The 21,302-nt window shown below is 71.3% G+C and carries 16 protein-coding genes and 5 pseudogenes; 10 read left to right on the top strand and 11 right to left on the bottom strand.

Annotated elements, in window-relative coordinates; genetic code table 11:
• Window positions 1–12 precede the first annotated feature (12 nt).
• On the bottom strand, window positions 13–1,404 hold the full coding sequence (locus ID554_RS29530; RefSeq protein ID WP_117227001.1) for a glycoside hydrolase family 43 protein: 1,392 nt from the start codon (window positions 1,402–1,404) through the stop codon (window positions 13–15).
• A gap of 656 nt (window positions 1,405–2,060) precedes the next feature.
• On the opposite strand from ID554_RS29530, the pseudogene ID554_RS29525 reads away from it, so the two are divergent.
• Window positions 2,061–2,672, top strand: a pseudogene (locus ID554_RS29525) (MFS transporter); the annotation flags it as partial.
• A 20-nt stretch (window positions 2,673–2,692) separates the two neighbouring features.
• A pseudogene (locus tag ID554_RS29520) lies at window positions 2,693–3,824 on the top strand (acyl-CoA dehydrogenase family protein).
• A gap of 53 nt (window positions 3,825–3,877) precedes the next feature.
• On the opposite strand, the gene ID554_RS29515 reads toward ID554_RS29520, so the two are convergent.
• A complete protein-coding gene (locus tag ID554_RS29515; RefSeq protein ID WP_396888434.1) occupies window positions 3,878–4,078 on the bottom strand; it encodes a glycoside hydrolase family 19 protein in 201 nt (66 codons plus the stop codon).
• 419 nt (window positions 4,079–4,497) lie between these two features.
• Here ID554_RS29515 and ID554_RS29510 point away from each other — a divergent pair, with 419 nt between their 5' ends.
• Window positions 4,498–6,531, top strand: a complete 2,034-nt coding sequence (locus tag ID554_RS29510; RefSeq protein WP_223884334.1) for a cellulose binding domain-containing protein — start codon at window positions 4,498–4,500, stop codon at window positions 6,529–6,531.
• 102 nt (window positions 6,532–6,633) lie between these two features.
• Here ID554_RS29510 and ID554_RS29505 read toward each other — a convergent pair whose 3' ends face one another.
• From ID554_RS29505 to ID554_RS29495, 3 genes and pseudogenes are all read right to left on the bottom strand, one after another.
• Window positions 6,634–7,710 carry a zinc-binding dehydrogenase gene (locus ID554_RS29505; protein ID WP_117227003.1) on the bottom strand — a complete coding sequence of 359 codons (1,077 nt, stop codon included), beginning with the start codon at window positions 7,708–7,710 and terminating at the stop codon, window positions 6,634–6,636.
• Window positions 7,707–9,125 (bottom strand): aldehyde dehydrogenase family protein, encoded by a 1,419-nt coding sequence (locus ID554_RS29500; RefSeq protein WP_117227004.1) that lies wholly within the window; start codon window positions 9,123–9,125, stop codon window positions 7,707–7,709. The genes ID554_RS29505 and ID554_RS29500 overlap by 4 nt, the downstream gene beginning before the upstream one ends.
• Window positions 9,126–9,162: 37 nt before the next feature.
• Window positions 9,163–9,830: pseudogene (locus tag ID554_RS29495) on the bottom strand (TetR/AcrR family transcriptional regulator).
• Between the two features lie 20 nt (window positions 9,831–9,850).
• On the opposite strand from ID554_RS29495, the gene ID554_RS29490 reads away from it, so the two are divergent.
• The 5 genes and pseudogenes from ID554_RS29490 to ID554_RS29470 all read left to right on the top strand — a co-directional run.
• Window positions 9,851–11,023 carry an acyl-CoA dehydrogenase family protein gene (locus ID554_RS29490; RefSeq protein ID WP_117227005.1) on the top strand — a complete coding sequence of 391 codons (1,173 nt, stop codon included), beginning with the start codon at window positions 9,851–9,853 and terminating at the stop codon, window positions 11,021–11,023.
• A gap of 50 nt (window positions 11,024–11,073) precedes the next feature.
• Window positions 11,074–12,258, top strand: a complete 1,185-nt coding sequence (locus ID554_RS29485) for a macrolide family glycosyltransferase (protein ID WP_223884333.1) — start codon at window positions 11,074–11,076, stop codon at window positions 12,256–12,258.
• 135 nt (window positions 12,259–12,393) lie between these two features.
• Window positions 12,394–12,642: pseudogene (locus ID554_RS29480) on the top strand (N-acetyltransferase family protein); the annotation flags it as partial.
• Window positions 12,643–12,693: 51 nt separating this feature from the next.
• Window positions 12,694–13,523 (top strand): IS5 family transposase gene (locus ID554_RS29475; RefSeq protein ID WP_396888576.1). Its coding sequence is split into 2 segments (ribosomal slippage): window positions 12,694–13,035 and window positions 13,038–13,523, totalling 828 coding nucleotides; the frame shifts between segments, so codons are not numbered across the junction.
• Window positions 13,524–13,538: 15 nt separating this feature from the next.
• A pseudogene (locus ID554_RS29470) lies at window positions 13,539–13,769 on the top strand (N-acetyltransferase family protein); the annotation flags it as partial.
• 69 nt (window positions 13,770–13,838) lie between these two features.
• On the opposite strand, the gene ID554_RS29465 reads toward ID554_RS29470, so the two are convergent.
• The 5 genes from ID554_RS29465 to ID554_RS29450 all read right to left on the bottom strand — a co-directional run bounded on the left by ID554_RS29465 (window position 13,839) and on the right by ID554_RS29450 (window position 17,255).
• Complete coding sequence (locus tag ID554_RS29465; RefSeq protein WP_117227730.1) at window positions 13,839–15,701, bottom strand: adenylyl cyclase; 1,863 nt, start codon at window positions 15,699–15,701, stop codon at window positions 13,839–13,841.
• Window positions 15,702–16,398: 697 nt separating this feature from the next.
• Window positions 16,399–16,548, bottom strand: a complete 150-nt coding sequence (locus tag ID554_RS29455; protein ID WP_158573716.1) for a hypothetical protein — start codon at window positions 16,546–16,548, stop codon at window positions 16,399–16,401.
• On the bottom strand, window positions 16,545–16,670 hold the full coding sequence (locus ID554_RS32615) for a hypothetical protein (protein ID WP_263407313.1): 126 nt from the start codon (window positions 16,668–16,670) through the stop codon (window positions 16,545–16,547). Before ID554_RS32615 ends, ID554_RS29455 begins: the two co-directional genes overlap by 4 nt.
• Before the next feature lie 33 nt (window positions 16,671–16,703).
• Window positions 16,704–16,787: a WYL domain-containing protein gene (locus ID554_RS33410; RefSeq protein ID WP_449560076.1), complete on the bottom strand. Its 84-nt coding sequence runs from the start codon at window positions 16,785–16,787 to the stop codon at window positions 16,704–16,706.
• Window positions 16,788–17,027: 240 nt separating this feature from the next.
• Entirely contained in the window at window positions 17,028–17,255 is a 228-nt protein-coding gene (locus tag ID554_RS29450; protein WP_117227728.1) for a hypothetical protein, read from the bottom strand.
• Here ID554_RS29450 and ID554_RS29445 point away from each other — a divergent pair.
• Window positions 17,233–18,804, top strand: coding sequence for a Na+/H+ antiporter (locus ID554_RS29445; protein WP_191088661.1), 1,572 nt, complete (start codon window positions 17,233–17,235; stop codon window positions 18,802–18,804). The genes ID554_RS29450 and ID554_RS29445 overlap by 23 nt on opposite strands.
• 74 nt (window positions 18,805–18,878) lie before the next feature.
• Here ID554_RS29445 and ID554_RS29440 read toward each other — a convergent pair whose 3' ends face one another.
• Window positions 18,879–20,114: a PucR family transcriptional regulator gene (locus tag ID554_RS29440; RefSeq protein WP_117227727.1), complete on the bottom strand. Its 1,236-nt coding sequence runs from the start codon at window positions 20,112–20,114 to the stop codon at window positions 18,879–18,881.
• An 84-nt stretch (window positions 20,115–20,198) separates the two neighbouring features.
• Here ID554_RS29440 and ID554_RS29435 point away from each other — a divergent pair, with 84 nt between their 5' ends.
• Window positions 20,199–21,290 carry a ferredoxin reductase gene (locus tag ID554_RS29435; protein WP_117227726.1) on the top strand — a complete coding sequence of 364 codons (1,092 nt, stop codon included), beginning with the start codon at window positions 20,199–20,201 and terminating at the stop codon, window positions 21,288–21,290.
• Window positions 21,291–21,302: the final 12 nt, after the last annotated feature.

The raw sequence follows: 21,302 nt of genomic DNA, 5'->3' as shown, positions 1-21,302 counted from the left end.
GGCCGCAGGATGTTACGAGGTGACCCGGAAGGTGGCGTCCTGGCGGTCGGCGGCGCTGGAGGAGGAGCTGAGCGGGTCGATGCGCAGCACGTATCCGGCGTGGCGCAGGTAGTAGGTGGGGAAGTTGTACGAGCGGAACGACGACCAGGAACCGTCGGCCAGCCCGGCGGTGCGATAGAACGTGGCGTCGGCACGGAAGGTCGCGCTGTTGTCGTTGGGATCGAGCCGTGCCACGTAGCCGCTGTGCCGCAGGAAGCTGCCGGGCACGTTGACCGACTCGAACGACACCCCGGCCGAGTCGGCGAGGCCGGGCACCATCCGCCACATCTGGTCGCGGTGCGGATCGAACGGGTACGGGTCGATGCGGATCTCGTGGTTGGCGTGCCGTACGTAGTAGTCGGGGAAGTTGGAGGACTTCAGCCGGACCCAGCTCGGCAGGCCCCAGCGGTTCACCACGCCGTTGTACTCGGCCTCGGTGATGCCGACGATCGAGCCGTGCTTGGAGTTCAGCGGCGGCGTGTAGTCACGCTGGTTGAGCACCGACCACGAGTTGGCGCCGATGTTGCTCGTGCCCCACAGGTAGAAGTCGTTGTTGACCGGGACGAACGAGTCACCCCAGAGCCACCAGCCCGACCCGTCGTTGCGCTTGACCAGGTGGGCGCCCTCGATCGCGCCGCCCTGTCGCAGGCCGCTGGTGTAGGTGGTGAAGCTGTTCGGGGCGCCGGTGTTCGACCGGGCACCGTACAGGTTCCCGTTCGACATGTTCTTGTAGAACATGTACGTGACACCGCCGTCGACCTTGATGTCGGCGTCGAGGATCGGGAAGCCGGGACTGAAGTAGGTCTGCGGCGCGCTCACCGTGCGGAAGTCGCTGGTGTAGTTCACCAGGAAAAGGTCCGCGGTGGTGTTGGCCGAGTAGACGATGGCGTACTGGCCGCGCCCGGCGTCCCAGAACACCGTGGGCGCCCAGGTGTGCACGTTGGTGTAGGTATGCATCCGGATGCGGCGGTACCCGGTGAAGCTGGTCAGGTCGGTCGAGTCGTACACGTGCAGGTACTGGCTGCTGCGGCTGAAGTCGATCCCGTACAGGTCGGTGGCGACCACCACGAAGGTGCCGTCCTGCTTGCGGAAGATGTACGGGTCGCGCAGTCCCCGTTCACCTGCGGTCGGGGTGGCCACCGGGTTGTTCTGGTTCAACGGAGACCAGTTCAGGCCGTCCCGGCTGACCGCGAGGTGTAGGCCGTAGTTGGACGCTGAGTGGTCTGGCGACTCGGTGAAGTAGGTCTTCAGGTAGGCGGTGTAGGTGGCTGCCGATGCGGCCTGTGGGTTGATCGCCAGGCCGGAGGCGGTGAGCCCGGCGGTGGCGATCGCGCCCAGCGTGAATGCTCGTCGAGTCAGAGCCATCGTGCTGACCTTTCTGACGGTGGGGACGGGGATGTGACTCCGGCACGTCAAGGGCGGGAACAGTCATTGAGCCCAGGTGGTGGCGTGCGCAGAAGGTGTCGCCGCGGTAGGTGGTGGCGTCGAGACCTCGGCGGGGCAGCGGTGAGGGGCGGAGCTGTGGCGGCCCTCGACGCTGGCCGATGCATTGTGTGCTACCTGCGGCGATAGGCGGCCCTCGCCCGTCTCCACGGGTCTGAGGTTTCGACGGTGTTATGTGCCGATGTCAATGTTATCGCTAACAATAAGGTCCGGTTAACAGGCGCGCAAGCCTGTGTGCTTCACGGGGTCAACGCCGCAGGTCGTTCGCCACGCGGGGTGCCGCCGGAGGCCCGCGACGAGGACCCCTGGAGAGGGTCGGGACGGCGGCACCGTCCGCCCCGGCCCGCGCTACCACTTCAGCTGGTCACCCGACCTGCTGCCCGCACCGAACTGGCGGACTAGGCGCTGTTCCCCGGGTGTCGCGGACACGGCTGACAGCTGGTCCGCGCCACCACCGCCCGCGCCGGGCGGCTTGACCCTCGACCGGGTCGAAGGTCGCACAGTGCCGTACCGGAACACCGTCCGGTGCCGTCACCAGCGGTGCCGGCCGGCACGGTTGGCGGTGGACGGGGAGGGCTGTGGTGGTTGCGGCGATCGGTGACCGGCCGGCGGTGCCCGGAGCGTACTGGGCGTGGCTCGGCGGCACCGCGTTGAGTCTGGTCGGCGTGCAGGCCATGGCCTTCGCGATGACCTGGGTGGCGGCCGGGCACGGCGGCCGTTTCGCCGCGGTGGTGCTGACCGCGATCAACCTGCCCCGAGCGCTGTTGCTGCTGGTGGGTGGCGCGGTGGCCGACCGGGTCGGCGCCTGGCGCGTCATGGTCGTGTCGGACACGGCGATGGTCGCGGTGACCGTGGCGCTGGCCGCCGCCGCGTGGTCGTCGACCGACCCCCGGCTGCCGCTGCTGCTCGCCGCCGTGGCCATCGGGGTCGTGGACGCCTTCTATCTGCCCAGCACGGGCTCGATGCCCCGTCGTCTGGCGCCACCGGCCGCGCTGGCCCGCGCGATGTCGGCCCGCCAACTCGCCGGTCAACTGGCTCTGCTCGCCGGGCCGTCGCTGGGCGGCCTGCTGCTGGCCGTGGCCGGGCTCGCCGGTGCGGCCCTGACCAACGCCGCGACCTTCCTGGTGGTGCTGTCGGTGCTGCTGGCCCTGCGGTCGAGGGCGAGTCGGTCGGCAGAGCCGCGAGCGGCGGACCGACGAGCCCGCGCGCAGTGGCCACGCACGAGGTGTTCAACCAGGTACCGCCGCTGGTCGGCCACGACGTCGCCGACGACCCGGCGCTGTTGGCCGGGCTGGCCCGCGAGGGTGCCGACTGGGCAACGGCCGAGCTGCGCGAACTCGGCCGACTGGCGGGCGGCGAGGCCGCCGCCGAACACGGCCGGCTGGCCAACGAACACCCGCCGACGCTGCGCACCCATGACCGCTTCGGCCGTCGGGTCGTCGAGGTGGAGTTCCACCCGTCCTGGCACGAGCTGATGCGGACGGCCGTCGGCCACGGGCTGCACGCCGCGCCCTGGGTCGACCGGCGGGTCGGCGCGCACGTCGCCCGGGGGGGGCGTCCGCACCATCCTCGACATGGTCAACCTGACCCGGTTGGACTGCGTGATCGGCGCGGCGGCCGGGATGCGGCAGGGGGTGATCACGGCGGCGCACCACGCCGCCCACCGGCGGGCCTTCGACCGGTACCTCGCCGACCAGCCGCTGATGCGCAACGTCCTGGCCGACCTGGCGGTGGAGTCCGAGGCGGCGACCGTGCTGATGATGCGGCTCGCCGGGGCCACCGACCGTTCCGCGCGGGGCGACGCGGTGAAGACGGCGTTCAAGCGGATCGCCCTGGCCGTCGGCAAGTACTGGGTCTGCAAGCGCTGGCCGGGGCACGCCGCCGAGGCGCTGGAGTGCCTGGGCGGCAACGGCTACGTCGAGGAGTCCGGGATGCCCCGGCTGTTCCGTGAGTCGCCGCTGAACTCGATCTGGGAGGGCTCCGGCAACGTCGCCGCGTTGGATGTCCTGCGGGCGCTGGCCGGGCAGCCCGAGGTACGGGCGGCGTTCGAGGCCGAGGTGGGCATGGCCATCGGCGTGGACTCCCGGCTCGACGCCGCGGTGCACCAGGTCCAGGTCGCTCTGGACGACCCGGCGGATCTGGAGGTGCGGGCCCGTCGGGTGGTCGAGCAACTGGCCCTGGTGTTGCAGGGCGCGCTGCTGGTCCGGCGCGGTCATCCGGCCGTCGCCGACGCCTTCTGTGCCTCCCGGCTCGGCGGCGACCGGGGCCACGCGTACGGGACTCTGCCGGCCGGGGTCGACTTCGCCGCGATCATCGACCGGGCCACGCCGAAGCTGGGCTGACCGGTCCGGTGCCGCCGCCGAGGGTGAGGCGGGGCGGCACCGGACGGGCGGCGTCAGCAGTAGAGGTTCGCTCCGGCGGGCACCCCGAGGATGCCCACGAACTGCTGGTGCCGGGTGACCCGGCTCGGCACATGGGTGGGGTTGCCACCGTTGCACTCGATCGAGCCGTTGATGCTACGGATGGTCTGGCCGAACCCGGCGCCGTTGACCATCGCGCTGTGGGCGGTCATCGTGCCGGGGCCGTTCTGCGTCATCCAGTACCTGCATGCCTCCGGTGTAGACCGCCGAGGACTGCCACCGCGTCACCGCGCATCGACGGAAGTTATCGTAACACTCACTGTTCACAAACCTTGCTATTTGTTTTGTCGCGGCGAAACGCGTCGTTGAGTCGGCGCTGGATGCTGTGGGATTCTGGTGCGTCGATGCGTTGTCGCGCGCGCGAGTGACCGTCGCCCGATGGGCAACCGGGGCCGCCACGGCTCAGGGGGACGACGGCGGGTTGAGCTGAGCCGTCTTCGCGTCCGCCCGCTGCCGAGGCTGCACCGCCGAGGCGCCGGGCCGGGCGGACCTCCGCCGTGACCAACGAAGGACAACCATGACAATCTCGAACAGGTACGGTGTTCGACCCCTTTCCCCGCCCCTGCGGCTTTCCCGGCGCGGCCGGGCGGCACTCGTGGCGAGCCTGTTGCTCGCCACCGCGACGCTGCTCGGCGTCGACGCGCCGAGCGTCGGCGCGGCGACCTCGCCGGTGGCGGTGACGGTGAACGCGCGGGCTGGGCTGGCCACCGTGCCGGACACCGCCCTCGGCGTGAACCACGCCATCTGGGACTCGCAGCTGGGCACCACCGAGACGTCGGACCTGCTGCGCGCGGCCGGCGTGCAGATGATGCGATACCCGGGCGGCTCGTACGCCGACATCTACCACTGGCGCGACCACACCGCACCGGGCGGGTACGTCGCGCCGAACACCGACTTCGACACCTTCATGGCCGGGGTACGCCGGGCCGGCGGTCAGCCGATGATCATCGCGAACTACGGCACCGGCACGCCGCAGGAGGCGGCCGAGTGGGTGCGGTACGCCAACGTGACCAAGGGGTACGGCGCCCGGTACTGGGCGGTTGGCAACGAGAACTACGGCAACGGCCACTACGGCTCGGCCTGGGAGGCCGACGAGCACCCGGACAAGAGCGCCACCTACTACGCCAACCTGGTGGTCGAGTACGCCGACGCGATGAAAGCCGTCGACCCGAGCATCAAGGTCGGCGCGGTGCTGACCATGCCGGCGAACTGGCCGGACGGCCTGACCGCCGGTGCCGACCCGGGCCCCTGGAACCAGACCGTGCTGTCGATCGCCGGGCCGAAGATCGACTTCGTTGACGTGCACTGGTACCCGGGCGGCAGCGTGGCCGAGTCGCTGCCCCGGACCAGCCACATCACCGACGCGGTGTACCTGCTCCGGCAGCAGATCAGCCGGTACGCCGGACCGGACGCGGACCGCATCGGCATCAGCCTCACCGAGGTGAACGTGACCGCCGAGGGGATGACCAGCCAACCGGCCGCCCTGTTCCTGGCCGACGCCTACAGCGGGTTGCTGGCCAACGGGGTCTTCACCGTGCAGTGGTGGAACGTCCGCAACGGCATCGGCAAGGTGACGACCGTGGCGGGGCAGACCGACTACGGCGACTTCGGTATGCTCTCCAGCGGCACCTGCACCTCGGACGGGTCGGTCTGCGAGCCGCCGCTGAACACGCCCTTCGCGTCGTACCACGGGCTGACCATGATGAGCCGGTTCGCGCGCACCGGCGACCAGTTCGTCCGGGCCGGCACCAGTGACCCGCTGGTCGCCGCGCACGCGGTCCGCCGGGCCAACGGGGAGGTCGCGGTGCTGCTGATCAACAAGGACCCGGACAACGCGCGGGAGGTCGACATCGACTACGCCGGGTTCGCGCCGTCGGCCGCCGCGCCCACGGTGCACACCCACACCAACGGCGCCACCGCCGTCGCCACCGCGCAGACCGGCAGCGCGACCAGCCGGACCCTGCCGCCGTACTCGCTGACCACGCTCGTGGTGCGTCCGGCCGCCGCGCCGGGCGGTCAGCCGGGCGCACCCGGCCGACCCACGGTCGCCGATGTCACCCACCGCAGCGCGACCATCTCCTGGCCGGCGGCCACCCGGGGTGCCGCCCCGATCGCCAAGTACGAGGTGTACCGGCAGCACGGTGCGGTCAGCGAACAGCTCGGGGAAACCTCGGGCACCAGCCTGACCGTGGACAACCTCGTCCCTGGCGTCCGGTACACGGTCAACGTGCTGACCCGCGACACCGCAGGCCGGGTCTCCTGGGCGTCCCCGCCGCTCACCTTCACCACCGGCAGCCCGGCGAGCAGCACCTGCGCCGTCCGCTTCGCCAACACCACGGACTGGGGCAACGGCTACGTGGCCGCCGTCGACGTGGTGAACACCGGGGCGAGCGCGGTCGACGGCTGGACGTTGACCTGGACCTGGCCGACGAGCTGGCAACAGGTGAGCAGCGGCTGGAACGCGACCTGGGAACAGGTCGGCACGGCCGTACGGGTGACCGGCACCGACGACAACCGCCGGATCCCCGCCGGGGGCACGGTCAGCGCCGGGTTCGTCGGGGCGTACAGCGGGCCGAACGTGACGCCGACCGCCTTCCGGCTCAACGGCACGCTCTGCACCGTCCAGTGAGACGGCCGGGGTCGCCGGTGGACGCGACGTCGTCCACCGGCGACCCCGACGACTGGTGAGGCGGTCCACCGCCGACCGCCCCGGACCGTCGTCGTGATGGCGTCAGTCGAACTGGACGACCGTCCGGGCGCCCTCGCCCCGGGCCATCCGGGCGAACGCCTCCGGCACCTCGTCGAGGGTGGCCCGGTCGGTGACCAGGTAGCTCAGGTCGAGCGTGCCGTCGAGCACCGCGCGGGCCAGCTCGGGGACGTCCCGGTCCGGGTCCGAGGAGCCGTAGACCGAGGAGCACAGCGTCCGCGCGGAGTGGAAGACGTCCAACGCGCTCAGGCCGACGATGTCGTCCTTGCCGCCCATGCCCACCACCACGACCTGTCCGCCCCGGCGGGTGCTCTGCCAGGCGGTCCGGATGGTGGCGGCACGGCCGACGCACTCCACCGCGTGGTCGGCACCCCGCCCGCCGGTCAGCCCTCGGACCGCGCGGACCAGCGAGTCGTCCGCGAGCAGGAAGTCGGTGGCGCCTGCGGCGGCCGCCAGCTCGGCCTTGGCGGGGGAGACGTCCACGCCGATCACGACACCGGCACCGGCCGCGCGGGCGGCGGCCACCGCCGACAGCCCGACACCGCCGAGACCGATCACGGCGACCGAGTCGCCGGGAGCGACCCCTGCGGTACGCCGTACCGCGCCGACGCCGGTGAGCACCGCGCAGCCGAGCAGCGCGGCGGCCGGGAACGGCAGGTCCGCCGGCACCGCCACGGCGGCCTCCTGCGGCACCAGCACCTGCTCGGCGAGCGCGCCCAGGCCGAGGGTGACGTGCAGCGGCCGACCGTCCAGAGTGTGTCCGCGCGCCACGGCGGGTGCGCCGTTGCGCCGGCACAGCCAGGGCTCGTCGTGCCGGCAGAACCAGCAGGACCGGCACGCCGGTGCCCAGTTGAGCACCACGTGGTCGCCGGGGGCGACCCGGTGCACGCCGTCGCCGACCTCCTCCACCACACCGGCCGCCTCGTGCCCGAGGAGCAACGGGTACGGCGCGGCCAGGGTGCCGTCGGCCATGGACAGGTCGGAGTGGCATACGCCGGAGGCACGGATGCGGACCCGTACCTGGCCGGGGCCGGTGGCGGGCACCTCGATCGATTCGACCCGCAGCGGCGCGTCGGCGGCCCGGGCCACCAGGCCCCTCACCGCTGGATCGCCTTCACTTCGCAGAACTCCGCCAACCCGTGGCTGCCCAGCTCGCGGCCGAGACCGGACTGCTTGTAGCCGCCGAACGGGGCCATCGGGTTGAACGGCGCCCCGTTGATGTCGACGGCACCGGTACGCAGCCGCCGGGCCACCCGCAGCGCCCGTTCCTCGTCGCCGGACCAGACCGCGCCGGCCAACCCGTAGCGGGAGTTGTTGGCGACCGTCACGGCGTGGTCGTCGTCGTCGACCGGGATGACCGCCAGCACCGGCCCGAAGACCTCCTCCTGCGCGAGGGCGCTGTCCGGGTCGACGTCGGCGATCACCGTCGGGGCGACGAAGAAGCCTCGCTCCGGCAGCGGGGTGTCCGGCCCACCGGCGACCAGCCGGCCCCCGCCGGCCAGCCCTCGGGCGATGTGGTCGCGGACCCGCTCCCGCTGCTGCGCCGAGACCAGCGGACCGAGCCGGGTGGCCGGTTCGAGGGGGTCGCCGACCTGGTAGCCCTCGGCGGCCTTGGCCACCAGGTCGAGGGTCTCGTCGTAGCGGGTGCGCTGCACCAGCATCCGGGTCCACGCGGTGCAGGTCTGTCCCGAGTTGAGAAAGGCGTTGCCGACGCCGACCTTGACCGCGGTGGCCAGGTCGGCGTCGTCGAGGATCACGTTGGCGGACTTGCCGCCGAGTTCCAGCGCGACCCGGGCGATCCGGTCGGCGGCCAGGTGCGCGACGCGCCGGCCGGTGGCGGTGGAGCCGGTGAAGGAGACCAGGTCCACGTCGGGATGCGCGGCGATGGCCTCGCCCACCACCGGACCGGTGCCGGTGACCAGGTTGACCACGCCCGGCGGCAGACCTGCGGCGTGCACGGCGTCGAAGAGCAGGTACGCCGTCAGCGGCGTCAGCTCGCTCGGTTTCAGGACCACCGTGCACCCGGCGGCCAGCGCCGGCGCGACTTTGGCCACGACCTGGTGCAGCGGGTAGTTCCACGGGGTGATCGCGCCGACCACGCCGACCGGCTCCCGCACCACCAGCGAGTTGCCGATGGTCTCCGGTGCCGGCGGTCGGGCGGCGAGGTCGACGTAGCTGCGTAGTACGGTCAGCGGTAGGCCGGTCTGCACCCGGGTGGCGACCTTGAGCGGGGTGCCGAGTTCCCGCACGATGGTGCGGGCGATGTCGTAGGCGCGCGCGGTCAACTCGGCGTGCAGCCGGTCGAGGTGGGCGGCCCGGTCCGCGGGGTCGGTCGCCGACCAGCTCTCGAACGCCGCGCGGGCGGCGGCCACAGCCCGGTCCACGTCGTCGGCGGTGCCGGCCGGTACGGTCGCGACGACCGCCTCGGTCGTCGGGTCGTGCACCTCCAGCGACTCTCCGCCGCTCGGCGTGACCCAGCGCCCGTCCAGGTAGAAGTCGGTCCGTACGAGATCCATGCGGCGCTCACCTCGCCTAGCGGTGGAAGTTTCGACCTTAGTACGCCGCACCGGTCGGCGGGAGAGGTGGCAACGGGCCGACCGTGCGTTCGTAGCTGCGGGACAACCCCTCGATCAGGGCGTCCAGGCCGAGGGTGAACGCGCCCTCGTCGACCTGCTGCTGGTGCTCGGCGAGCCGGTGCGCCTGACTCAGGTGGGGATACTGGTCGGCATAGACGCTCGGGTCCTCGACGAAGCCACGGGCGAACGAGCCCAGCGCCGAGCCGGTCACGAAGTAGCGCATCAGCGTGCCGATGTGGGTGGCCCGCGCCGGTGGCCAGCCCGCCGTGACGAGTCCGCCGTAGACGGCGTCGGCCATCGCCAGCGCCGCCGGTCGCCGTCCGGGACCCTGCGCCAGGTGCGCCACGATGTTCGGGTGGGCGGCCAGGGCCGCGTGGTAGGTGTGCCCCCACCGGCGTAGCGCCACGCGCCAGTCGATCTCGCCGAAGTACGACACGTCCACCTGGCCGGTGATGCTGTCGGCCACCGCGTCGAGGATCGCGTCCTTGGTGGCGAAGTGGTTGTAGAGCGACGGCCCCCCCGGACGCCGAGTTCGGCGGCGAGTCGGCGGGTGGAGAACCCGGTCAGCCCGTCGGCGTCGATCAGCGCGACGGCGGCCTCGACGATCCGCTCCCGGTTTAAGCGGTGCAGACCCCACCAGCCCACCGGAAAGGACGGGTGAGCACATGGACTTCGGACTGTCCGACGAGGAACGGGCCATCCGCGACACCGCCCGCGACTTCATCGCCCGGGAGGTCATGCCGCTGGAGCAGGAACTGCTGCGCCGGGAACGGGCCCACCAACCCGGCCTGGACCGCGCCCAGCTGCGCGAGTTGCAGCTCAAGGCGCGTACGTTCGGCTTCTGGGGCCTGGCCACACCGCAGCGCTACGGCGGCATGGAACTGCCCGCCGTCGTCCAGTCGTTGATCTGGACCGAGATCGGCCGCATGTTCGTGCCGTTCCGGTTCGGCGGCGAGGCCGACAACATCCTCTTCCACGCCACCGACGAGCAGAAGCAGGAGTTCCTGCTGCCCACCATCGAGGGGGAGCGGATCTCCTGCTTCGCCATCACCGAACCGGGCGCCGGCTCGGACGCGGCCAACATCCGGTTCAGCGCGCGCCGCGACGGTGACGACTGGATCCTCAACGGCGAGAAGACCTTCATCACCGGCGGCAACGACGCCGACTTCGCCATCGTCAACGCCGTCACCGATCCCGAGCGGGGCACCCGCCACGGCGGGGCGACCGCGTTCCTGGTGGACCGGGCGATGGGCTGGCGTTCGGAGTTCATCCCCACCATGGGCGAGGGTGGGCCCGCGTCGCTGGTCTTCGACGACGTACGGGTGCCGAAGCGCAACATCCTCGGCGAGATCGGCCAGGGTTTCGCCCTCGGCGTGGAACGGATCGGCAAGGGGCGCTACACCATTCCCTCGCACGCCGTCGGCATCGCCGAACGGGCCCTGCGGATGGCGATCGAGTACGCCGACACGCGGGAGACCTTCGGTGCGAAGATCGGCACCAACCAGGCCATCCAGTGGATGATCGCCGACTCGGAGACCGAGTTGGAGGCGGCTCGCTGGCTGATCCTGCGTGCCGCCTGGACGGTCGACGCGGGCCTCGACCCACGGCACGCCTCCTCGATGGCGAAGCTCTACGGGGCCGGTATGGTCAACCGGGTGGTGGACCGGGTGCTCCAGCTCCACGGTGGCATGGGCTACACCCGGGAACTGCCGATCGAACGCTGGTACCGGCAGGTGCGGCTCTACCGGATCTTCGAGGGGACCGACGAGATGCAGCGACTGATCATCGCCCGCGACCTGCTGCGTGGTTACACGAAGCTCGGTGGCCATCTGGCGTGAGCCTGGCCGGTTCGGCATCCTCCCTCCGACTCGACAGGACATCGTTCACCATGCCCGCAGCACGTCACATCGCCATGATCGGCAGTACCGCGCCCAGCCACGTCTATCCCTCGCTGGCCCTGATCCGGGAACTCGTCGACCGGGGCCACCGGGTCACCTACGCCGTCGGCGCACCGCTGACCGACCTCGTCGCCCCGACCGGGGCCGAGCCGGTCGCCCACCCGACGATCCTTCCGCAGGGCGACACCGACTGGCCGGAGGATCCGGGCGCGGCGATGCGGGTCTTCCTCGACGAGGCCGTGGCGGTGCTGCCGCGGCTGACCGCCCGCTACGACGAGGACCGGCCGGACCTCGTGCTGCACGACATCGGTGGCCTGGCCGGGCCGCTGCTCGGCGCCAGGTACGGCGTACCGGCCGTGCAACTGTCGCCCGCGATGGTCGCCTGGGACGGCTACGACCAGGACATGACGGAGTTCTACACCGCCCTGCGCGCCTCGGACTCCGGGCGGGACTACTACGCCACCCTGGACCGGTGGCTCGCCGACAACGGCATCCACCAGGACGGGCACGAGTTTCTGAGCCGTCCGGAGCACGTCCTGGCGTTGATCCCGAAGGTGATGCAGCCGCACGCCGACCGGGTGTCGCGGCAGCGGGTACGCTTCGTCGGCCCGTGCCTCGACCCGGTCCGGCTCACCGAACCGGGCTGGGCGCCACCCGCCGACGGGCGGCCGGTGCTGCTGGTGTCCTTCGGCACCGCGTACAACGACCAGGTGCCGGTCTACCGCGCGTGCCTGAGCGGGTTCGCCGACTCGCGGTGGCACGTGGTGATCGCCATCGGCGACAAGGTGGACCCGGCCGCGCTGGGGCCGCTGCCGGACAACGTCGAGGTGCACCGCCGGGTGCCGCAGTTGGTGGTGCTGGCGCACGCCTCGGCGTTCGTCACGCACGCCGGGATGGGCGGCTGCACCGAGGCGCTCTGGTGCGGCGTACCCACGGTGGCGATCCCGCAGGCGGTGGACCAGTTCGGCAACGCGGACCGGCTGGTCGCCGCCGGGGTGGGCCGGCTGCTGCCGGCCGAGGAGGTTACCGCGCAGACCCTGCGTGCGGCGGTGGACGCGGTCGCCGACGACCCGGAGCTGCGGCGCCGGCTCGACACAATCCGGTCCGAGGTGCGGGCGAACGGCGGCGTTCGACACGCGGCGGAGGCGGTGGAGAGCTTCCTCGCCGACCGCTGACGCCATGGTGTGTGATCATGGCGGCGCGTGTGATCGTGGCGGTGTGGCTGTTCCCGTGTCGGCGTGTCGAACAGCCACACCGCCACGATCAGCGGGGGTCGGGGGGCTTCAGTGGGTGAGGTCGTGCTGCGACCGATGCGGGGTGGGGACGCTGCGCGGGTGTTGGCGATCTACCAGGTCGGGTTGGACGGCGGACAGGCCAGTTTCGAGACCGTCGCGCCGAGCTGGGCCGCCTTCGACGCCGGCCGGCTGCCGGCGCACCGGCTGGTCGCGGTGGACGCCGACGATGTGGTGCACGGTTGGATCGCGGTGTCGCCGACCTCGACCCGGGCGGTGTACGCCGGGGTGGTGGAGCACTCCGTCTACGTGGATCCGGCTGCTAAGACCGCATCTCATTAGGGGTTGTTGAGTACCAACATCATTCGTTGTACGGGTGTGAGTGATGTGGAGAAGTACTGCCCGGATTCGTTGTGGCACCTCGTGCAGCCGTTGCTGCCCGCTCATCCGGAAAGGCATCAGGGTGGCGGGCGGCGGCGCATCGATGACCGTGTCGCGGTCGCGGCGATTGCGTACGTGTTGCAGACCGGCTGCCCGTGGGAGGCGTTGCCGGAATCGTTCCCGATCTCGCGGGCGACCGCGCATCGCCGGTTCACCGAGCGGGTGAAACAGGGCGTCATGCAGGCGTTTCATGAGGCGACGCTGGACGTGCTCGGCGCTGCCGGGCAGATCGACTGGTCACGGGCGAGCGTGGACGCTATGCACGTGCGGGCACTCAAAGGGGGGACCTGACCGGGCGCAGCCCGGTAGACCGGGGCAAGCCCGGCTCCAAGATCCATGCGGTCAGCGACCGTGACGGACTGCCGCTGACGGTGCTGGTGACCGCTGCCAACGTCAACGACCACACCGTGCTCGAGGATGTGCTCGACAACCTGCGCGCGATCCGGCAACCGCTCGGCCGGCCGCGGCGGTGGCCGGCCAAGCTGCACGGCGACAAAGGTCACGACTACCGGTCCTGCCGCGAACTGGTCCGCCGGCGCGGCATGATCGCCCGGATCGCCCGCAAGGGCATCGAATCGGCCGCTCATCTGGGCCGGCACCGCTACGTCATCGAGCGCTGCCTGGAATGGGTCAGCCGGTTTCGGCGCCTGGCCCGCCGCTACGACCGTAAGGCTTCTCACTTCATCGGATTCCTGCGCCTGGCCTGCGCTTTGATCTGTTACCGCCGCGCCGCCCGCCTCAACCTGCTGACCAGCAACAACCCCTAATGAGATGCGGTCTAAGCTAAGGGGCGGGGCGTGGCCCGACTGCTGCTCGACGGGCTGATCGCCTCGACCGAGGCGGCCGGTGTCTGGACCATCCAGTCCGGTGTCTTCCCGGAGAACGTCGCCAGCCTGGCACTGCACCGGCGGGCTGGCTTCCGCGTCGTCGGCACCCGGGAACGGGTGGGTCGGCACCACGGCCGCTGGCGCGACGTCGTCCTCCTCGAACGCCGCAGCCCAATCGTCCGCTGACGCTCCCGGAGGTTAGGAAGGGTCCCCTGCTATGCACCAGGCGTTAGCAGGGGACCCTTCCTTACACTTCTACGGGTACTGGCGCAGGTAGACGGGCGCGCCTACGTGGTCCATGTCGGCGGCCTCGCCCACTCCGTTGACCACGTGGTCGATGGTGCCGGCGCTGAGGTTCACCGTCATGATGTGGTGCAGTCGGACACCCGGCCGCACCGGCACCTCGAACCCGTTCTCGGTACGGATCGACGGGTTGTTCTGGTTGAACACGTACACGCCGCCGCCGTACAGGGTGTGGTGGCGTACCCGGTCGGCGACCTTGTAGCCGGCCCACCCGTTGACCGTGCCGTTCATCCAGTCCGCCTGCGTGGGCGGGTCGTACGGCAACTCGTTCTGGTAGAGGATCGTGGTGCCGTGCTCGCCGTTCCAGACGGTGTTGTGCCGCTGGAAGTGCTCCACGAACAGGCCGGTGGCGGTGACGTGGTCGCCGTTGATGACCGCGCCGTAGCGACCGGTGTTGGTCCGCCAACGGTCGGTGTCGCCGTTGACTCCCTCGGTGAAGCCCTCTACGCCGTGGTCGCCGCGCCACACCCAGGTGTGGTCGATCAGGACGTGGTCGCTGTTGACTTCCAACGCGGTGTCGGTCTTGCCGATGTGCGGCCCGCCGATGCGGAAGTACACGTCGGAGAGCGTGGTCGGGTTCTTCGGCGTGCTGTGGTCTCGGCCGTGCTTGCGGCCGACCCGCAGCAGCACCGGTGACTCCTTGAGGCCGGCGTCGATGGTGACTCCGGCGATCACCACGCCGGGCACCCCGGCGACGTCGAGCGGTACGGCTCCCTTCACGGCGGTGAGGGTGGCGTGCCCGATGCCGAGTACGACCGTGTCGGGCCGGCGTACCTCGATGCTGCGGGCCACGCCGTACACCCCGGGGGTGAGCAGCAGGTGCTTGCCGCGCGCGAGCTGCGAGTTGATCGTCTGTACCGAGTCGGACGGCTTGGCGACGAAGAAGTCGCCGATCGGGATGGTGCGTCCCGAGGTCAGCCCGTTGGCCCAGGTGATGCCCCGGGTGTCCAAGCGGGCGGCGGGCACCCGGACCTGGTACTTGCCCTTGGCGTCGACGAACAGGTACGGCTTCTCGCGGCTGACCGGGGTGGTCTCCAGGGTGGTGTACGGCGGGTCGGGGAACCCTGCGTCGTCGGGGGCGCCCACCACTCCGGCGAAGACCTGGTTCCACACCCCGTTGGACCAGCTCTCGACCTCGCTGTTACGGGTGAGCCACTGCTGCTGGGAGCCGTTGGTGGTGGCCGGCAGCCGGGAGTCGGCGATGAAGCCGCCGCTGGCGTACTGCGGCCCGTTGGTGCAGTAGTCCATCAGCGACAGCCCGCCGCCGCTGATGTCCAGCCGGCGCATCGACACCGCCTGCGAGACCGCCCAGAAGTTGGCCGAGGCGCGGCAGTCGTCCTGGCCGGCGGCGTTGATGCGCAGCGACAGGTTGGACAGCGTGCGCCAGAAGTTCACCAGCGCGATGCAGTTGCCGGTGCCGCCCTCGGTCAGGCACCGGTTGTACGCCTCGATCTTGCCGTTGATGACCACGTCGGTGGGGGAGGCGCCCAGCCCGGAGATCTCGGTGTAGTAGCCGACCTTGATCTGGAGCGGCTGCGCGGCGGTGCCGTAGCTTCCCGGCCGGAACAGGTACGCGTGCCGGGTGGTGCCCATCTCGTTGTCGACCTGGGCGGCGTGGGCCGCGTCGAGGGTGGCCTGGATCCGGCTGACCGGCATGCTCGGGTCGAAGATCGTGACGTTCGGCCCGAAGTTCGGGGTGACCGGTCGGGGCGGGCCTGCGCCGGCCGGGGTGGTGATGGTGGCGGCGGCAGTGGTCAGCACGAGGCCGAAGGCCAGCGCGCGACCGAGCCGCCGGCGGTGTGGTCGAGTCGGCATTCGTTCGTCCTTCCCGTCGGGGCGGCGCGATCTCCGGCCCGACGACGCGGTGGACCCGTGAGAGCGCTCTCTCGACGGGCGGACTCGTATCACGGTGTGAGGAATCGGAGTTGAGATGTTTCTACCCCGTAACCGCGCCGCGCGCCATGGTCGGGACGCATCGATTCCGTGGGTGGCCACCGAGTGGGCCCGACGGGTGCCGTCCCGGCCGGATGGTCCGGCCGGGACGGCTCACCCTCACCGCGCGGCGGGCGTCGCCTGGCCGCGGTGCCGGGCGACCAGCCCCAGGGCGGTGTCGACGACCAGGAGACCGAGCAGCGGGATGCCGAACCGGCGCCCCGGCGAGCGCACGCCGGTCGGTGCGGATGGGGCGGCGCTGCCACCACATCCGGTAACCTCAGACGGTGTACGCCAGGCCGGTCAGGGCGGCGACGACCAGGAACGGCGCGACCAGGACGCCCGCGTGGAAGTGCAGGCGGATCAGGAGCGCGGCCAGCGGCGAGGGCCGCCGTTGCGGGCGGGCGACGGCTCGGCGGCGGAGCGACCCGGGCCGGGCGTGGAGTCCGGTGTGGAGGCACCGGAGACTTCGGTCAGAGACATGACTCTTCCGATCGGACTAGAAGGTCTTTCTGCGGACGCGCCCGTGCCCTTCGGGCCGGTGGTGCTGCCTTCGCCCGGTTGCCCGCCGCTCTGCCCTCTAGTCGGACACCGGGCCCTGGGGGTTCCCGCCACCGCCACCGTCGTCGCCCGACACGCCCCGGTGGCAGCGCTCGCCCGGCTCACGCAGGGCGGTCAACAGCTCGGGCGGGCCGGGCACGGTGAAGTCGACCCCGATCACCGCGATCATCCAGGCCAGATCCGCTCGGCCACCATGGCGGCGGGCGCGTGCATGGTGACGGTGGTCCGGACCGGGTACGGGCCGGTGGACAGCGTCCGCGCCCGGTAGGCGCTCGCGTCCGCGTCGGGCAACTCGCGGTCGACGTCCCAGGCGACCAGGGGCCATTACCGACCCCAGCTCACCAGCGCGTGCGGCTCAACGGTGCGCCGGGAGCGGGCACCGTGATGGCTGGTGTAGTCGAACTGCACCCGCTCTCGCCGGTGGCCCCCATCCGTGTGGACGGGGGCTTTCCCGCGGCTGGCTACATACAGCAGGTCGGGCCCTTTCGAGCTGAGAGGGTGAACGGATCGCGGTGGGCGTCCTGTGGCCACGGCTATGGCGCACGTGCCCAGCGGTGCGATAGCACCAACGGTGCAGCTCGAAAGGGGCCGAAAGAGGTATCCGGGTCGAAGGGCCCGCAGGCCGCGATGGCCGCCGTCGCCCGTCGTCTAGAGCTTCTTCAGACCGGCGATGCGGACGAATACCGCTCGTCGCTCGACGGCATTCCCCTTGGCGTCCAACTGGTAGCCCTCCAACCAGATCCAGCCGTCGAATGTCCAGGCGGTGAAGGGCGACGAGCCGGGCCATTCGCTGAATCCGCCCGGGACGGCTGTTCGGCGTACCACCATGTGGTGGGCGACGAACGGGGGCGACGTGAGCGAGCTGCTGCTGATCATCACGTTGGGCGTCACCGTGCTGGTCGGCACCACCCTCGGCGGTCGTTACCGGGTGGCGCCGCCGGTGCTGCTCATCTGCATGGGCGCGCTGCTGGCGCTGCTGCCGCCGCTGTCGCACGTCATCCTTCCCCCCGAGGTCGTGCTGCTGCTGTTCCTGCCGGCCATCCTCTATCGGGAGAGCCTGACCACCAGCCTGCGCGAGGTCCGGGCGAACATCGTGGTCATCACGCTGCTGGCGATCGGGTTGGTCGGCGTCACGATGGTGGCGGTGTCGCTGGTGGTGCAGCGTTTCGGCATCGACCCGGCGGTGGCCTGGGTGCTCGGTGCGGTGCTCGCCCCGACCGATGCCGCGGCCGTCGCCGGTCTGGCCAAGCGGATGCCCCGGCGCCTGCTCACCACGCTGCACACCGAGAGCCTGATCAACGACGGTACCGCGCTGGTGCTGTTCGCCGTGGCGCTCGGGCTGCTCGGCGGCGGTGCCGCGCCGACCGTATTCGAGCTTGTGGAGCGGGTGGGTCTGTCGTTCCTCGGTGGTATCGCGGCCGGTCTGTTGGTCGGCACGGTGGTCATTCTGATCCGTAAGCGACTGGACGACCCGTTGCGGGAGGGCGCGATCAGTGTGCTCACCCCGTTCGCGGCGTTCTTCCTCGCCGAGGCCGTGCACGAGAGCGGCGTACTCGCGGTGGTCGTCGCCGGGCTGATGTTGACCGCCGCCAGCCCCCGGGTGATCCGCGCCCGGTCCCGGGTGTTGGCGTTGTCGTTCTGGGATCTCACCACCTTCCTCATCAACGGTGGACTGTTCGTGCTGGTCGGCATGCAGATCCCCCGGGCGGTACGCAGCGTCACCAGTGTGTCGCTGCCGCGTGCGCTTGCCATCGCGGTGGTGGTGGCGGTGCTGCTGGTGGTGGTGCGGATGCTCTGGCTGCACCTGACCGCCCTCGTCGCCAGTTTGCTGGACCATCGCGCGGCCTCGCGTAACCGTCGGGTGACCTGGCGGATCCGTACCGTCGCCGGCTGGGCCGGGTTCCGGGGGGCGGTCTCGCTGGCGGCGGCACTCGCCGTCCCGTTGAGCATCGACGGCGACCACGTCCCCGAACGCGACCTGATCATCTTCTGCGTGGCGGCGGTGATCCTGCTGACCATGCTGGTGCAGGGCACCACGCTGCCGTTGCTGCTGACCTGGGCCGGCCTCACCGGTGACCCGGAGCGCGAGGACGAGAACCGGCAGGCACGGGTCCGTGCCACCCAGGTCACCCTCGACGCGCTGCCCGACATCGCCGACCGGGTCGGCGCGGCCGCGGAGACCATGCGGCGCATCCAGGACGAGTATGCGGGGCACCTCGACGAGGCCCAGGCCGAGCCGGAGGACGAGACGGCTGCCGCGCAGGAGGCGGAGCGCCGGCTGCGCCTGGCCGCGCTGGACCACAAGCGCCGCGAGATAACCCGGATGCGCGACGCCCGGGAGATCGACGACGTGGTGCTGCGCGAGTTGCAGGCCCGGCTGGACGTCGAGGAGATCCGCCTGCTCGGGCCACACACGCTGGAATGAGCCGCGCCATGTGTTAGGAAGGGTCCCCTGCTATACACCAGGCGTTAGCAGGGGACCCTTCCTTTCACGGGCGCTCAGGGCGTCGCGGCGGGCGGGCCGGGTGCCACCAGCGCCAACGCCACGGTGAGGTCCAGCAGACTGCGCGGATCGGTGAGCCGTTCACCGTAGAGCTGGCGGAGCTGACCCATCCGGTACCGCACGGTCTGCGGGTGCACGAAGAGGTCGGCGGCGACGTCGTCACGTCGGCCCTGGTGCAGCAGCCAGGAGCGCAGTGTCTCGGTGAGCCGCTCAGCGGTGGCGGCGGGCAGCTCGGCGAGGGGTTGCAGGACCCGGGCGCGCAGGTCGGCGAGGGCCTCCCCGTCGGCGCTGAGCAGCAACTCGGCCAGGTGCCGCTCGGTGTCCAACGGCTCGCCGTCGTCGGGTGGGGCGATGCCCAGGGCGCTGACCCGCAGCACCCGGCGGTAGGACGAGCAGGCCCGGGCCCACGGGCGGGCCGGCCCGAGCACGGCGCGGCGGCCCTGCAACACCCGGGCGAGCTGCCGTCGCCGGTCGCCGTGCATGTCCGGTACGAGCAGTACGGCGGTCTCCTCGCCCGGCTCACCGGCGGGCAGCTCCTCGTTGCTCTCCAGTGTGCGCTCGTCGAGCAGGGCCAGCGCGCCGCGCAGCTTCGTCTGCGGCAGCAGCACGACGGTCAACGTCTGCGGCAGCGGCCAGTCGGCCCGCTCCGCGCTGCGCACCAGCACGTCCTCCGGCTCGCCGAGGAGCAACTGCTGGGTCAGCCGTTCCAGGTTGCGCCGCCGGGCCCGGCCGACGCTGGCCAGCTCGTCGGCGTGCCCGGCCACGCTGGCTGCGGAGAGTTCGTCGATGTAGGCGAACATCAGCTCGGCGAACTCGGCGACCGCGGCGGCGGGCGACCCGATCGCCACGGTGGTGGCGGCCAGCTCCCGCCAGGAGACCCGGGCGCCGATCCGGTACGCGGCCAGCAGCGCGTCCACGCTGCGACCCGACCGGGCCTCGCCGCTGCCCAGCGCGTACGCGGCCTCCAGCGCCGGGACCAGCGGTGTGCTGGGGTCGCCGCCGTGAGACCGTTCGAGCAGTTGCAGGAACGTGCCCAACGCGATCTGCACCGCGTTCTCTATCTTGTGTCGCATCTGTCCGGTCAGGGTGCCGGAGTAGCTGGGCACCTCCGCCGTGATCGCGGTGACGGTTCGTTCGGCGACCAGCGGCAGGCGGTCGCGCAGCTCACGGGCCACCCGTTGGTCCAATTCGATGCGGGCCGCCCGATGGGTGGTGCCGGAGGTTTCCGCCACGTTGTTCTCCCCGCACAAAACAGATGGGTCGCTTTACCTTCGCCGGCCAAGATTTTATGCCCAGCGCGCCGCGACCATCGTCGTATGACCGCCACTGTTCCGCGACCGGGCGCCAAGGTATCCCTACGGCGCCGCCTGTGGCGACTCGCCGAGTCGGTGACCACACCGGTACTGCCCGGGGACTACCTCGATCTGGTCGCCCCGCTGCGGGCCGGCGCCGATCTGCGGGGGCGGATCGTCGAGGTACGCCCGGAGACGGCGGACGCGGCGACCGTGCTGATCCAGCCGGGACGCAGTTGGCGCGGTCACGTCCCGGGCCAGTACGTGCGGCTCGGTGTCGACGTCGACGGCGTACGCCAGTGGCGGGCCTACTCGGTGACCTCGGCCCCCGCGCGCCGGACCGACCCGATCTCGGTGACCGTCAAGGCGATCCCGGACGGCGTGGTCAGCAACCACCTGGTGCGGCGGGTACGCCCCGGCACGCTGGTGCAGCTCGACCAGGCGCGCGGTGACTTCGTGCTGCCCTCGCCGGCGCCGGAACGGGTGCTGTTCCTCACCGCCGGCAGCGGCATCACCCCGGTCGCCGGGATGCTCCGCTCCGGTGCGCTGGACGGCAGCGACGTGGTGCTCGTCCACTCGGCGCCGACCGCCGTCGATGTCGTCTTCGGCCCGGAGCTGCGCGCCCTCGCCGAGCGTGGCACCCTCCGGCTGGTCGAGCGGCACACCGCTGTCGAGGGACTGCTGGACGTCGCCGAACTCGACACCCTCGTCCCCGACCACCTGGAGCGCCGGACCTGGGCGTGCGGCCCGCTCGGTCTGCTCGACGCGGCCGAGGCGCACTGGGCCGCTCGCGGACACGCCGAGCGCCTGCACACCGAACGCTTCCGACCCACCATCATCACCGCCGGTGACGGCGGCACGGTCACCTTCACCACCTCGTCGGTGACCGTGGCGGCCGACGGCACCACCCCGCTGCTCGACGCCGGTGAGAACGCCGGCGTGCTGATGCCCTCCGGTTGCCGGATGGGCATCTGCTTCGGCTGCGTGCTGCCACTTCGCGAGGGCGCTGTCCGCGACCTGCGTAACGGACAGCTCACCACCGCCCTGCCGGGCGACGGCGTACGCGTGCAGACCTGCGTGTCGGCCGCGGCCGGGCCCTGCGAACTCGAGATCTGATCGGAGAACCGC

The organism is Micromonospora craniellae, from assembly GCF_014764405.1.
Taxonomy (GTDB): Bacteria; Actinomycetota; Actinomycetes; order Mycobacteriales; family Micromonosporaceae; genus Micromonospora; species Micromonospora craniellae.
The sequence above is the reverse complement of the archived record's forward strand: the minus strand, read 5'-3'. Positions and strand labels throughout refer to the sequence as shown.